This is a genomic window from Algoriphagus resistens, from assembly GCF_001442615.1.
GTDB classification, from domain to species: domain Bacteria; phylum Bacteroidota; class Bacteroidia; order Cytophagales; family Cyclobacteriaceae; genus Algoriphagus; species Algoriphagus resistens.
This window is the reverse complement of sequence record NZ_LMXN01000001.1, coordinates 421,026-436,888: the sequence shown is the minus strand read 5'-3', so window position 1 is coordinate 436,888 and position 15,863 is coordinate 421,026. Positions and strand designations below refer to the sequence as shown.

8 protein-coding genes are annotated in these 15,863 nt (G+C 40.9%); 5 read left to right on the top strand and 3 right to left on the bottom strand.

Annotated features, from left to right (window positions below; genetic code table 11):
- Positions 1–312: 312 nt before the first annotated feature.
- Together AS141_RS01785 and AS141_RS01780 are read right to left on the bottom strand one after the other, a co-directional pair.
- A complete protein-coding gene (locus tag AS141_RS01785) occupies positions 313–999 on the bottom strand; it encodes an RloB family protein (protein WP_057935898.1) in 687 nt (228 codons plus the stop codon).
- Entirely contained in the window at positions 999–2,282 is a 1,284-nt protein-coding gene (locus AS141_RS01780; protein ID WP_057935897.1) for an AAA family ATPase, read from the bottom strand. The genes AS141_RS01785 and AS141_RS01780 overlap by 1 nt, the downstream gene beginning before the upstream one ends.
- A 599-nt stretch (positions 2,283–2,881) precedes the next feature.
- Between AS141_RS01780 and AS141_RS01775 the strand changes: the two genes are divergently transcribed.
- The 4 genes from AS141_RS01775 to AS141_RS01760 all read left to right on the top strand — a co-directional run bounded on the left by AS141_RS01775 (position 2,882) and on the right by AS141_RS01760 (position 12,918).
- Complete coding sequence (locus tag AS141_RS01775; protein ID WP_057935896.1) at positions 2,882–5,899, top strand: SusC/RagA family TonB-linked outer membrane protein; 3,018 nt, start codon at positions 2,882–2,884, stop codon at positions 5,897–5,899.
- Between the two features lie 6 nt (positions 5,900–5,905).
- A complete protein-coding gene (locus AS141_RS01770) occupies positions 5,906–7,579 on the top strand; it encodes a RagB/SusD family nutrient uptake outer membrane protein (RefSeq protein ID WP_057935895.1) in 1,674 nt (557 codons plus the stop codon).
- Positions 7,580–7,962: 383 nt separating this feature from the next.
- A complete protein-coding gene (locus tag AS141_RS01765; protein WP_057935894.1) occupies positions 7,963–11,061 on the top strand; it encodes a SusC/RagA family TonB-linked outer membrane protein in 3,099 nt (1,032 codons plus the stop codon).
- Between the two features lie 18 nt (positions 11,062–11,079).
- A complete protein-coding gene (locus tag AS141_RS01760; protein ID WP_057935893.1) occupies positions 11,080–12,918 on the top strand; it encodes a RagB/SusD family nutrient uptake outer membrane protein in 1,839 nt (612 codons plus the stop codon).
- A gap of 306 nt (positions 12,919–13,224) precedes the next feature.
- On the opposite strand, the gene AS141_RS01755 is transcribed toward AS141_RS01760, so the two are convergent.
- Positions 13,225–14,247: a LacI family DNA-binding transcriptional regulator gene (locus AS141_RS01755; RefSeq protein ID WP_057935892.1), complete on the bottom strand. Its 1,023-nt coding sequence runs from the start codon at positions 14,245–14,247 to the stop codon at positions 13,225–13,227.
- A 176-nt stretch (positions 14,248–14,423) separates the two neighbouring features.
- On the opposite strand from AS141_RS01755, the gene uxaC reads away from it, so the two are divergent.
- Positions 14,424–15,863, top strand: coding sequence for a glucuronate isomerase (uxaC, locus tag AS141_RS01750; protein ID WP_057935891.1), 1,440 nt, complete (start codon positions 14,424–14,426; stop codon positions 15,861–15,863).

Here is a 15,863-nt window from a genome sequence, read left to right as displayed (position 1 = left end):
TAATGGCACAAAAGCAGCGATCCATTTTAATTAAAAACCATCCTCCTATCGGGTAAGAGAAACGGGATTAGTTCCCGTTTCAATGCCTTGAAGTACGATGGAAGTGCAGTGTTTTCAGATCTGTCCACAGAATTATCTACCTGCCTCTGCGCCCTTTTCCAGACGAAAACAAGGGGGGGGGCACATGATCCTTTTCCAGATCTACAATGCGGTTGATCGGTTTGGCACCCCTGCCCTATCTGTGGAGTAGTAACACTTGCTTTATCTGGCTTATAGGTTTGTCAACCAATAGATTTACTGAAATCTAATATTCTATCTCCTCAAATTACGATTTAGCTCCTCAACTAACTCAAATACTTTGGTAACCGGATTTTGCTGATGGTAAGGCAAATCCTCTTTTATTTTAAATAGAGATTTTGCCGATTCAATTGCATTGGCCTGTGATGAATGCTCATGCTCATTTAATAAAAAATAAATCTTCAAACAAAAGTCATATCTTTTGCCATCCTTTTGATAGTTCAATCCGAATCTCTTGCTAAGCTCATCATAGTAGAAGGTCCGAAGATTTTCAGCATCCGAATAATTGAAGTGGAGATAAAACCAAAGTTCAAATGCGTCATTGGAATAGGCCACTTTGTAACCAAGGTTAATTGCTTGAAGGATGGCATTATCGAAATCACTGTATTCAACTTCGCCTTTTCTGACATCCATATCAAATACACACCAAGTTTCATCATAGGCTACATCAGTGGAAGCTATTAATTCCTGAGTAGATTCCACCATTTTCAATTTGGACTGTCCCTGCAAATTAATTGCATCAACTCTAACACCTAGTACCGGAAATGACTCGAAATACAGCTTTTCTGTCTGACCTTCACAAACAATCAAAATCGTTTTGTTCATGGGAATCCTCTCAACCCGGTACCCAGTCGGGCTGGACTTTTTATTCCAAGCCTTACCCTTATCCGTAACTTTGATAGATTTGGTCTTTTTAGGCATTAGTCCAAGACATTAAGGTTAGTAAAGTCACCTAAAAATGGAATAGCCCCATATTTTCCCTGGATGTAATCTTTCCGAAAGGAGGCGTCATTTCTGACCCCTTTGATCTCAACCAAGGTGTATAAATGGCTGGCTCCAAATTTATCCTTTTCAACGAAATCGATTTGATCTCTTCTCAGCAGATCTGCCGACAATAGATTGGTATCATGTGTCGTGAAAATTAATTGGGAATCTTCATTGGCTCCCGAATTAAAAAGCTCTACAATTTTTTTGGTCAATAAGGGATGAAATCGAGCATCAAATTCATCTATTACCAATGGAGTACCATCTTTTATTGCATTATAAATAAAAGGGCTAAGCTCAAACATTTTTTGAGTGCCCTCTGATTCTTGAAATCCGAATGAAAAATCACTTTTTCCAACAGCATTTTGGCTTTTGTCATATTTGGTCCTACTAGAAATGATCATTTTCCCTTTTTTCAAATCTTCCTTAGCTTCCTCATCCATTCCTTCTGGTAAATCTTCCCCCTTCAATTCAAGAGTAAAAAGATCCTCAATACCCAAATCGGCTTTTTTCAAAAATTCCAAAATAAATTTCTTTTTTAAAGAATCTTTCAGTGATTCACCAGCATAACCATACATGCCATGATGCCCAAGCCCACTGATTACTGAAATGGTTGAAACAACTTCAATAATACGCTTGGAAACTTTTCCAAATCCAAAGGATGCTAAGGATGAAAGAAATAAGGAATTACTTCTAAAAATCTGCCCTTCCCCGCCTGAAAGATCTATGGCCTTTTGACCCTCAGCAAAATGTTTCAGATTTATTTCAATAATCTGATCTTCTTCTCTAATAAAAAGAGGCTGCTCTCTCAAATTTGGAGTAGAAAAAAGCCATTCACTTTTAATGGATTTATGATCAGACTCGAAGCCGTATCGATAACGAAGGTTATCCAATCTAAAAGTCATCTGAAAAAAAGTGGGTTTATCTGAAGTTTCAGTTGAAAGTTGAAAAGTATCAATCATTTCCAAAACCTTCTCATCCTTTACTGACTCCTTGATAATCCTGATAAAAGTTACCAGAGCCTTGATGACATTGCTTTTCCCACTTGCATTTGCGCCATAGATAGCTTTAGACTTCAGCAAGTTCAAATCTTCCTCTACAGGAATAAGGTTCACGGTATCAAGACGGCTGTTTTTGGATTTGATCTTAGCTGCGGTCATATTCAAGGTCTGCACATCCTTGAAGGACCAAAAGTTACCAAAGCTGAATTCCTCAATCATGTCTTAATTAACTATTTGTGATATTATTACAAATATGGTAATATGAATTAGCTTTTACCAGTATTTACCATTTTTGTTTCACATGAAGTACACTTCAAATTCAGGTATAAATAGTATAAATAGATTGAGAACGATAAAAGTCTACCTACTTCATTCCTTCCTCCCCGTTGGTCGGATAGGCTTTTTAGGAGAAGGCGTGCGACTCTGCTCCCTATAGACTAAAGCATCTGTGTGTTCCCGTAAATAAGTGATCATATATCAATGCCGATTGGGGCTCGATTTTTTAACAGTCAACCCTAGGGTACTCTTTAGATAAAAACCAGAAACTTATCCACCTTTAAGAGGATAAGGAGCACCATGTCTTCCGATTTGAACTGATCAGGAAAGCTTTAAAAATTTAACACCAACAGGAAATAATCCTTATTGCACAAAAAAAGCGCAATCGATTGCGTAACTCAACCGTCCATCCCCTTGAAAACAGCATTTAAACAAGCTATATTCACTTCATCATAGTGTGGTAATCTGTGTATTTGGTAAAAAAAATAAAATACACCCACACTTTGGTAAAAATTTATACTTAACAACAAACCCATTTTACTATGCAATCAAAAATCTACACGCATCTGCGAGTAGTGTTATTCTTGCTGTTCAGCGTCTCATACAGCTGGGCACAAGAGACACAAGTAAGCGGAACCGTTTACGACGAAACTGGCCAGCCTTTGCCAGGGGCAACAATTCTAGTCAAAGGAACCACCGTAGGAACTACATCGGACCTAGATGGAAAGTACAGTATTTCGAGCCCGTCTGATGGCACACTCGTTTTCTCTTTCATTGGATACAATCCAACTGAAATAGTAGTAGGAAATCAATCTAGTATCGATGTCAATTTAACCCCAGACTTAGCTGATCTGGAGGAAGTAGTAGTCGTCGGATACGGTACAGCCAAAAAGTCTCAACTGACAGGGGCAATCTCCTCAGTAGGCTCTAAAGAAATCACTGAACTCCCAATTAAGGATGCTAGACAAGCACTTCAGGGACGGGCAGCTGGTGTCGATGTGACACAGCCAGGTTCAAAGCCAGGTGCCTCTCCTCAAGTAAGAATCAGAGGTAGAAGATCTATAACCGCATCAAATGAGCCCCTTTACGTGGTTGATGGAATTCCGCTTGTTGGTGGAATTGATGATATCAACCCGCAGGACATTACTTCTATGGAGGTATTAAAAGATGCTTCTGCCACAGCTATTTATGGATCCAGGGGATCAAACGGTGTTGTCTTGATTACTACCAAAAGAGGAACTGTCGGTAAAACGGTTGTTTCTCTGGACGCCTATTATGGAATCAATAAAGAACTGGGAAGAATTGATGTATTCAACGGTCCTGAGTTTGCTGAATACAAAAGAGAATCAAGGAGAGCAGGTGGAGAGATTCCAGAAGGCCCCACCACTCCAGCCATTGATGAATCTATATTTGAACCAGTAGAGCTTGAAAGTATTGCTTTGGGAAGAAGCACAGATTATCCTGCTGGTCTTTTAAGAAACGGTTCTATTCAAAGTTATCAATTAGGAGTCAGTGGAGGTAGTGATAAAACCACCTTCTTCGTATCCGGCAACTACTTCAAAGACGAGGGAGTAATTATCAATCAAGACTATACCCGTTACACCTTCAGAGCGAATATTGACCACAAGATCGCTAAAAACATCAAATTCGGAACTTCGACACTCGTTTCATATAGTGAGCGAAATGGGGAAAACTTCAATCCACTTGGGGGAGCCTTGGCTGAAAACCCGCTCGGTAAGCCATATGATGACGAAGGTAATCTAATCTTCCTTCCTACTCAAGATGGATTAAGAACCAATCCATTTGCAGAAGTTGTGGATGGTGCACAAATGGACTTGACAAAAAAATATAGAATTTTCAACAGCATCTTCGCACAATGGGACATCTTACCAGGTCTTAGCTATAGAATGGTATTTGGGCCTGATTTCACCATTAGCAGAAACGGGAGATTCACTGGTTCTCAGACTAATGCTAGACGTGGTGGTGCCCCTACAGGTAGCATTTTTGAAGAATTCAGATTCAATTACACACTTGAAAACATTGTAAACTATACCAAAACATTCAATGAAATACATAATCTGAATATCACTGCGCTCCAATCCATTCAAGAAGATAATCTTGAAGAGACCGGAATAAGTGTTCTGGGAATTCCAGCTGAATCTCAGTTATTCCACAGACTAGGAGACGCATCTCAAATCACAGGTGCGAATACTTACTTGGAACAATGGTCACTTTTGTCCTTCATGGCAAGAGCAAATTATGATTATAAAGGCAAATATCTGGTTACAGCAACTTTAAGAGCTGATGGTAGTTCTAGATTTGGTGCAAATAATCGATTTGCATATTTCCCTTCTGTAGCTCTTGGCTGGAATATTCACTCCGAAGCATTTATGCAAAACTCCTCAACTATAGATCAGTTGAAGCTGAGAGCTTCTTATGGTTCTATCGGAAGCCAGGCGATCGATCCCTATCAAACCCAAGCATTATTGGGCAGAACTAGCTATGCATATGACAACAATGCTGCGTTTGGATATAGACCTGGTTCTATCGGAAATCCTGATTTGAAATGGGAAACTTCAACTACTTTAAATATAGGTTTGGACTTTGCACTATGGAAAAGCAGAATATTTGGTTCTCTTGAATATTATATTACGAACACAAGTGATTTGCTAGCTCCACAACCACTTCCAAACTCTATTGGTTTTGGCGGGTTCACAACTAACATTGGTGAAACTCAAAATAGAGGAATTGAACTTACCCTTTCCACACTAAATATAGAAAAGGGAAGTTTCATTTGGTCTTCTGACATCGTTTTCACCAAAAATACGGAAGAAATTATTTCTCTGCCGAATGGAGATGATATTGCCGCAGGTAGATTTGTTGGTCAGCCTTTGACTATATTCTATGATTTGAAAAAAATCGGAATCTGGCAGACTTCTGAATTAGATGAAGCAACATCCTATGGCAGTGTACCAGGTGAAATCAAAATCGAAGACATCAACAACGATGGAGTAATTAATTCCGACGATAGACAGTTTCTAGGTTCCGCAGTCCCTGATTTTGCATTGGGCTTGACTAACCGATTCAATTTTAAAGGATTTGATTTATCTTTTTTCCTATATGGAAGATTTGGCTACATGATCAGATCTCAGTTCCATACTGGAAATAACACGCTAGCAGGCAGATACAATAATTTGGATATTGATTATTGGACTCCAAACAATCCTACCAATGCTTACCCTAGACCAAACGTAAATCAGGAAAGTGCGAAGTATGCAAGTTCCATGGAATATTTTGACGGTACTTTCATCAAGGTAAGAAACATAAATTTCGGATATACATTCTCTCCAGAAGTAGCAAAAAAAATAGGTATGACCAGCTTGAGACTTTACTCAAGTATTCAACAGCCATTTATTTTTGCCAACTATCGATCTGAGCACAAAGGGATTGATCCTGAGGTCTATCTGGACGGTGAGCAAGGTGTCGGCGCTGGAGCTGTCAATTCAAATGTCACTCCCGCAATCACTTCCTACACCTTTGGTATTAATGCTAAATTCTAATCAATCATGAAAAAACTAGCAAAAAATATAAACTACTGGGCAAAGTCAACAGCCCTGATCCTTGGACTTTCAGCAGCTGTATCCTGTGATGGTTTTCTAGAGGAAGATGTAATTTCCAATATCGGGGATGACTACCTCAATACACCAAAAGGTATGAATGACGGTATAAACTCCGCTTACAGCTCGATGAGAGCATGGTACGGCACCGAGCGCGGAAATAATTTGACTATTTTCGGAACAGACATCTTTACCAATGGTGCAGATGGTTCATATAAATATATGAATACCTATACCAACCAGTTTGATTCCAGAGTTAACCACTTACAAGAGCTCTGGGATGAATTTTACAGAGGAATCAATACGTGTAATGCAGTGATAGATAGGTCTGTTAATCTTACAGGAATTTCCCAAGAACTCATAGATCAGCGAGTTGCAGAAGCAAAATTCATCCGAGCTCACCACTATTTCATCTTGGTGCAGTTGTTCGGAGGAGTTGATCTTCAGCTCTCTGAAACAATACTACCAACAAAAGAGGTAACTAGATCCTCAGTAGCAGATATATATGCAGCTATTATCAAAGATCTGGAAGAGGCTATTCCAAATCTGGAAGCCGAGGCTAAGTCAGACGATTATGGAAGAGCTACCCGTCCTGCGGCAGAGCACCTGTTGGGAAGGGTATATATCACCAAGGCCACTTCAGAGGCCGCTGAAGCATCTGATTATGCCAATGCCGAGCCGTTATTACAGAGTGTGATTGATAATTACGGCCTCGTTTTATTGCCGGACTTTGCAGATGTCCATGCGTTTGGGAATGAAATAAATGATGAGGTAATCTGGTCAGTTCAATATACCCGGGATCCATTGACCAATGGTGGGGGAAATAACTCACACGTTTTCTTCCTTATGGAATACGATGTGCAGCCAGGTATGCAACGGGACACAGAAAATGGCCGTCCATTCAAACGGTACAAGTCTACTGATTACACGCTGAATACTATCTTTGCAGACCGAGTGAATGATTCTAGGTATAAAAACACCTATGTGGACCATTTCCTATCCAACAACCCTGGCACATTCAATACTACCTTTGATAAATCAAAAGCGACTGTAACATATGCTCAGGGAGATACCACTATCTGGCTACCTGGCTATAATATGTCTGAGGCAGAAAGAGCTAAATATCCGTATCAGGTCCTTACTCCGGAACTCTATACCGAAAGGTTATTTCCTCCTATGAAAAAGCATAAGGATCCAGGAAGGGTTGACCGAACTCAGTTTGAAGGAGGTAGAGACTACATCGCGATGCGTCTCGCCGATACCTACCTGTTACTTGCAGAGTCACAGTTTCGCCAGGGGAAAATCGGTGATGCCACCGAAAACATTAATGCAGTACGAAGGAGGGCCGCCTTCCCCGGCAAGGAAGCTGAAATGGAAATCTCTGAAGCTGATCTGACCTTTGAATTTATAACTGAAGAAAGAGCAAGAGAATTGATCGGTGAGCAGACCAGATGGTTGGATCTAAAAAGATGGGGAATTCTAGTGGAGCGAGTTAGGGCACACAACCCTTCGGAAGCTAAAACCAACATCCAAGACTACCATACACTGAGACCAATTCCCCAGAACCAAATAGATCGGGCAGAAGGAAATGCCAGTGCCTTCCCTCAAAACCCAGGATATTAAGTAATGTACTGATATACAAAATATAGTACTTAATAATACTTAAAGAGCTGTTCCAAAAACCGGAACAGCTCTTTTTATTTTGTTTAAAATCTAACTACAACAATAACAAAACAACCATCCATCTATTTATTACGCCACTAAACATATAACAACATCACTTAAACACATTTTAATACTAAGTATTAGCAAAGAAATTAAATTAAAAATAATATAAATAAAAAAATAAAAACCGCCTTAGAAGGACCTCGAAAACGATTGCGCAGATTAATAGATCACTATTTGATATATAGTTTTCATTTTCATTTACATTAGAATGTTAATTATCCATAATTCAATTAGTTAACATTTAAGTCTATTAATTCATTAACAATTACCCTCTACTTATGCGGTACAAATTTTACAAAAACCTTTGGTTAATTGTATTTCTCCTATGCATAAGCGTCACAGTGACGCATGCTCAAGAAGTACAAATCACAGGTACTGTTTTAGACGAAACAGACATGCCCCTGCCTGGTGTAACAATCATCCTAAAAGGAACGACCACAGGCGTTACTACCGATCTGGATGGGAAGTATTCCATTAATGCACCACAAGATGGCGTATTGGTATTCTCATTTATCGGTTATGATCCGATAGAAATGGCAATAGGAAATCAATCGGTTATAGACCTTCGGATGAACCCGAATACCTCTGATCTTGAAGAGGTAGTCGTTATCGGATATGGCTCGGCTAAGAAACGAGACATTACCGGAGCAGTTTCCTCTGTAAATCCCGGCAAACTGGAAAATGAAAATCCCAATTCAGTCCAGGATATTCTAAGGGGAAATGCTGCCGGTCTTAATGTAGGCATGAGCACCTCTGCAAAAGGAGGTGGATCACTTCAGATTAGAGGGCAAACCTCTTTAAACGCCGGCAATTCTCCCTTATTGGTACTGGATGGGGCTATCTATTATGGTCAGCTGGCCGATATCAACCCCAATGACATCGATAACCTGGAGGTACTAAAGGACGCCAGTGCGGCGGCTGTATTCGGGGCGAAAGCTGCTAACGGGGTAATCTTGATTACTACCAAAAAAGGAGCATTAGGAAAACCTACTATCAAATTTAATATGAATGCAGGATTGGCCACCATGGCAACTTTCCCTGATGTATATGGACCGGATGAGTTTATCAGCTGGAGAGAAGATGTCCTTAAAAGTATCAATGCAGGCGGCTATGATCCGTATGAATTTTCTGATCCCAGAACGCTTCCTAGTGATATTTCTCTTGAAGAATGGATGGCGTATGATGGATCCAAAGGGGACCCTGTGAGCGTGTGGCTGCAGCGATTAAATATGCAGCCTGTTGAAATTGAGAATTACAAAGCAGGCAGGTCTGTGGACTGGAGGGACAAGATTTTCCAGACAGGATTCAGACAGGATTACACAGTAAGTTTATCGGGAAGAAGTGAAACCTTCAATTACTACTGGTCATTGGGCTACTTAGACAATGAAAGTATCAGAATCGGTGATGAGTATTCCACCGTCCGTAGCCGCATTAACCTGGAAGGAAAAGTAAACAAGTGGCTTTCTGTTGGTATAAATACTCAATTTGCCCTTAGTGATGACAGTCATGTTCCAATTGATGAGGATCCGGCTCCCATGTACACCGATTGGGGCTTGTACCGCACCCTTTCACCATGGGGATCAGAATATAATGAAGATGGCTCTTACAAATGGAGACCAAATGAGGAACAAAGTGGAGGAACCCATCCCCTATATAATCAAAGCCTAACCGACAGGTATGAGAAGGGAGCAACCCTAAACTCTACAATTTATGCCTCGGTTAAATTGCCTTTTGGGTTTAATTTCAGAACCAATTTCAGCCCCCGATTTGTGTACAGTGATAGATTTTATCACAAATCAGCTGCCCATGTAGACTGGGGAGCTGAGGGAGGTATAGCCAACAGGCGAAACCGGAAAGAATACTACTGGCAGATTGACAATATCCTGACTTGGCAAAAGACATTTGCTGAAAAGCACGATTTCAACGGTACTTTCTTGATCAATGCTGAGAAATTCCAGTCCTGGGAAAACACGTCGGAAAACAATGGTTTTGAACCACACGATAAACTGGGATATCACAACATTGGCGCAGGAATCAATCCCATTATTTCCAGCAATGACCAATACAGCACAGGGGATGCGCTGATGGGTCGTTTGATTTACTCCTATGATGGAAAATACTCCACAACCCTATCGGTAAGAAGAGATGGCTATTCAGCATTTGGCCAAAGCAATCCTAGGGCATTGTTCTACTCGGCTGCTGTAGGTTGGGTATTCTCGGATGAAAACTTCATCAACATTGATTGGCTAGACTTCGGAAAAATGAGGTTCTCCTGGGGAAGTAATGGCAACAGGGATATTGGAAGATATGTGGCTCTATCGGATTTGAATTCAGGAAAATATTTCTACGAAAGACCTAGCGGGGAGCTTTACCTGGTTAACCAGCTTTATGTCAACCGAATGCAAAATTTCAACCTTAAATGGGAAAGAACAGAATCATTCAACCTAGGTATTGATTTCTCTGTTCTCAAAACCAGATTAACCGGTACCCTAGAGATGTATAAAATGTCAACCCGGGATCTGTTGGTGAAGAGAAGCCTTCCGGATTTCCTTGGTTTCAGCTTTGTATGGGACAACTTAGGCCAAGTGGATAACAAGGGGTTCGAACTCACATTGAATTCCACCAACTTTGAGAGAAACAACTTCGCCTGGAGATCAACTGCTAATTTCCAACTGAACAGAAACGAGATTGTGAGTCTTTACGGTGATCTAGACGAAAATGGACAAGAACTGGATGATCCGGCAAACAAATGGTTTATCGGGCATGCAATCGACCAGATCTGGGATTTTAAAACGTTGGGGATTTGGCAATCCGATGAAGCCGAGGCTGCAGATGAATATGGGGTGAAACCCGGTGATTTTAAAATTGAAGATGTAGATGGTGATGGAAAATTTACCAATGCAGACAGACAATTCCAGGGCTATAAAGAACCTCGGTTTCGCTGGAGCTTGAGAAATGAATTTACACTCTTTAAGAACTTAGATGTTTCATTTATGCTCTATTCCTATTGGGGGCATACCAACACCTTCAATCAGATGAAAAACAGAGACGGCTTCCTGGATAGAACCAGCTCCTATGTAACTCCCTACTGGACCGAAGAAAATCCAAATAATGAATGGGCAAGGCTGAATTCGAGTGAAGGCGGCGCAGGTGGATTCAATGTCTATAGAAAGAAATCATTTATCAGACTGGAAAACATTTCCATGGGCTACAACTTCCCTAAGCAACTGACAGAGAAAGCCAATATCACAAACTTACGTGTGTATGGTAATATCAGAAATGTGGGATACTACGCTCCGCAATGGGACTTCTGGGATCCTGAAAATTCAGGCCCAATCCCAAGATATTTCACCCTTGGAATAGACGTCACACTGTAAGCCTAAAAAAACATTAAAATGAATATACGAAGTAAAACAAACGCATTAAAGATCCTATTGACAGGATTGATTTTAGCAGGCACTTCTGGGTGTAATGAAGATTGGTTAGAACCTAAACCCTTGTCTTTTTATTATCCCGATAACACCTACAATGAAGCAAGTGGTTTGTGGGCCTCACTAGTAGCGTGTGAGCGTAATATGCGTCATGAATATACAGGTGACGGCTCTCCTATCCTTACTGAGCATATCTTCTCTGAAGTAGCGGTTGAAGGTACTACCGATAAGTCAGGCCCTGCACAGGATTTGAATTTGCAGATTACTCCTGATGCCCAATTGAATGATGTCAATTATAACAGAATCGGTTGGTATTGGTACGAAGGCTTCAAAGGAATCAAGTATGCCAATACAGTAATTTCTAGAATTGATGAGCCGCAGGATTATGATTCTGAGGCAGAAAGAAACCATCTTCTTGCCACTGCCTATTTCCATAGATCACTACGCTACTACAGATTGACCCAACAATTTGGTGACGTACCATTGATTCTGGAAGAAATCATTGAACCAAAACTTGACTTCTACTCGACTGATCGAATGGTTATTCTTCGAAAAATGAAAGAAGACCTTGACTGGGGGGAAGAATGGATTCCGGAAGTAATGGATCGAGGAAGGGTTCCCAAAGGTGCCCTGCAGCATCTCCTTATTAAAGTAAATTTGGCATTAGGTGAATTTCAAGACGCATTGGATGTAGCTAATAGACTAATTGACGGAGGTCCTTATGCGTTGATGACTGAGAGATTTGGTGTGGATGCAAACGATCCCACCAAAAATGTAATTTGGGATCTTCATCGAGCCGAGAATAAGTCACCTGTATCTAATACCGAAACAATTCTTCTGGTAATGGATAGAGTAAACGTAGATGGAAATTCGGATGGTATCATCACCATGAGAAATGCAATCCCTTTTTGGTCGGTAAATATCAATACACCTGCTGGGAACAAAGGGACTTCTGATCTAGCAACTGCCCCAATCAACCTGGTGACTGAATATGGAAGAGGGATTGGCAGATTAAGAGGGACCTGGTATCATCAAAGCATGATCTGGGATGATGAAAATGATCTGAGACATGCACCGGGCAACTGGATGGACATGACTGATCTGGTTTATAATAATCCAGACATAGCCGATGATGACCCTTACTATGGAAAAAATCTTGAATTTAGGAATAGCGACGGGGTAGTTCTATCCGTGGATACCATTAGAAGCTGGTTTTCATGGCCACACTACAAGTTGTACGTCCCAGATCCCCAGCGGGTACAGCCCCAAGGAGGGCCTACAGACTGGTACATTTTCCGTCTGGCAGAGTCCTATTTGTTAAGAGCTGAAGCCAAATTTTGGCTAGGTGACCTTGCAGGAGCAGCATCTGATATTAATGCGGTAAGAACCAGGGCAGGTGCCGCACCCTACACAGCAGCAGACATCAACATTGGCACCATCCTAGACGAAAGAGCAAGAGAGCTATACTATGAAGAGCCACGAAAAACTGAACTGACCAGAATGGCAAGGATTTTTGCCATGACAGGTAAAACTGCTTACAATGGTAAAAGCTATAATGAAGCTAATTTCTCTCAAGATAACTTCTACTACGATAGAATTATGGAGAAAACTGACTTCTATAATAAAGGCGTATCAACAAGACATGGAGACACCTATACGATGAGTCCTTACCATGTGCTGTGGCCTGTTCCCCAGAATGCAATTAACTCAAATACCAAAGGTCACCTAAACCAAAATGAGGGTTACTATGGATTTGAAAACAATATTCCTCCCCTTACTACAATCGAAGAAGGAGAAGATTAAGCAATGGATAGCTTGCAGGACAAATTATAACCGATAATTCATAAACTGTACTGGAGAGCTTAAGTCAGGGAGATCAATTCAATGGATTGGTCTCCCTATTTTTTATCATCTGGAAGCCTATCTATTCCTTGGAAAACTGTTTTAACAATACAATAAATTACTTCTCTTCTGCTCGCATCGGACATGCGGAGATAGGCACCTAACTGCATCAATTTTGATCCCGGGGAATGGCCGTAGCTAAGGGAATGACTAAAAAAAGCTGCCCAACTAATTGGAGCAGCGCATACATTTTTTCAACCGTCTTTGTTACTCTACCAACGTCGATTCCCTAACTGTGATCTTCGATGGGATTGTAATCACCTGATCCAAAAGCTCATAGTGTTTTGGCTTGGTCAGTTTCTTGATGAGCAACTTTGCACATTCATTCCCAATAGACACTGCCGGCTGGGTAATCGTTGTCAGAGAGGGATTTAGCAGATTGGCCACAGAAGCATTGGAGAAACTGATCAATTTTAAATCGGAAGGGATACTTAGCGTAGTTTTCTTTACGGTTTGATATGTCGCAAATGCCAATTTCTCCACGGATGCCAAAATTCCGTCAGGCTTATCGGAAGATTTTAACAGTTTTTCGATCAATTCAACATTACTATCTTCCTCATGGCTGCAGTATAATGTCAATGCAGGATCCAGTTCCCAGCCTTCACTTAAGATTGCATCATTATATCCACGCTGCCGTTCTTTCGTTGTTGATAGGTCTTTACCAAGGGTAAGTAAGGCTATTTTTTTACAACCTTGATTAATCAAATGCTTGGTGCCTTCAAAAGCGCTTTCATAATCATTGGTAATAAATTTGGTCGTCGGAATTTCAGACCTTACCCTGTCAAAAAATATGATCGGAAGACCCCTCTCATGCAATTTCATTAAATGGGATATGTCGCTGGTCTGGCTTGACACTGACATGACAATCGCATCGGCACGGCCGTTCAGCAAGAGATTGACAATTTTCTTTTCCCGCTCCACATCCTCATGGGTATTGTATACCAACAAATGATAGCCATGCTCCTGCGCAATTTCTTCTATCCCATCCATCACTTGGGCAAAGAAGTTGTTGATGCGCTCTGGAATGATTACAGCAATGGTTTTGCTCTTGTTTTCGCGCAAACTCCGTGCAAACGGATTGGCATGGTAATTCAGCTTTTCAGCCATGCTGATCACCTTTTTCTTAGTTGCTTCAGATATCTCGTAACTGTCGTTTAAAGCTCTTGAGACTGTGGATGGGGCAAGCTTTAGTTCAGCGGCCAACTCTTTTAAACTAATTCCTGAGGCCATGGTATTAGGGGAATTCTGGGTTAATTATGATGTGCAAAATACAAATCATTACCCGTATTATGCCTATACCGCCTGCATAATTTCGAAATCGTTTCCGCATTTTATTGCTCAAATGAAGTCGATTCAGGGTATTTTTAGGTCAATATTAAGTTGTAGAAATTTAGCCTAAATAACCAATGCCTTATTCATCGACGAAAGCGTCATTCTTATCTGATGATTTTTTATTGCAGAATGATTTTGCCAAGATACTTTATCATCAGTACGCCAAGGATCTGCCGATCATAGATTATCATAATCACCTTCCGCCTGCTGAAATAAATGCCAACAAAAAGTTTGAAAATATCTCTAAAATCTGGCTTGCAGGTGACCATTACAAATGGAGGGCAATGCGGACTTACGGGATCGATGAAAAGTTTATTACCGGAAATGGCTCCGACGAGGACAAATTTAAAAATTGGGCAAAAACACTACCTTATACGCTAAGGAACCCGCTATATCACTGGTCTCACTTAGAACTGAAAAGGTATTTCGGGGTCGAGGAGTTGCTCTCAGAAAAAAATGCGTCTGAAGTTTACAACCAATGCAATCAGATCTTAACGCAGGATTCTTATTCCACCCAAGGGCTATTGGCAAAAATGAAGGTTGAAGTTGTGTGTTCTACTGACGACCCGGCAGATTCCTTGGACCAGCATATTTCCTTTCACAATAAGGGAAACGAGCTGGGGATGTATCCGGCATTTAGGCCAGATAAGTCTTTTGCGGTAGATAACCCGGCAGAATATAAGACTTATATCTCGAAACTGGGAAAAAGTGCCGGTTTCGAAATCACCTCATACGACAAGCTGTTGGAGGCCCTACAAAACAGGATAGAATACTTCCACGAACGTGGCTGCAGGCTATCTGATCATGGACAGGAGCAGTTGTATTTCTTTAAGGAAGACGCCTTTTCCATAGATTCCCTTTTTGCTGATGTCATCATGGGCAAATCACTTTCCAAACAAGAGGTTAGTTTCTTCAAATACACTACCCTACTTGCCCTTTGCAAAATGTATCATGCGAAGGGGTGGGTGCAGCAGTTCCACCTGGGGGCCTTGAGGAATACCAATGAGCGTTCTCTGCGATTATTGGGTCCAGATACCGGTTATGATTCCATAGGCGATTTTGATCAGGCAACTGCTATGTCCGGGTTTTTCAATGAGCTGAATTCAGAAGATCAATTAAGCAAAACAGTAATTTACAACCTCAATCCCCGTGATAACGAAGTTTTTGCTACCATGATCGGTAATTATAACGATGGATCTGTAAAAGGTAAAATCCAATTTGGTTCAGGATGGTGGTACCTAGACCAGAAAGACGGCATGGAGAAGCAGCTCAATACCCTATCCAATATGGGGCTGATCAGTTGCTTCATAGGGATGCTTACGGATTCCCGTAGTTTCCTTTCTTTCCCCCGTCATGAATATTTCCGTAGAATTCTATGTAATCTATTTGGACAGGATGTAGCCAATGGCGAACTTCCTTGGGATGAAAAATGGTTGGGCGGTATCATTTCCGATATTTGCTATTACAATGCAAAAAACTATTTTGACTTTGACCAAAAAAACTTTCACGTGTAA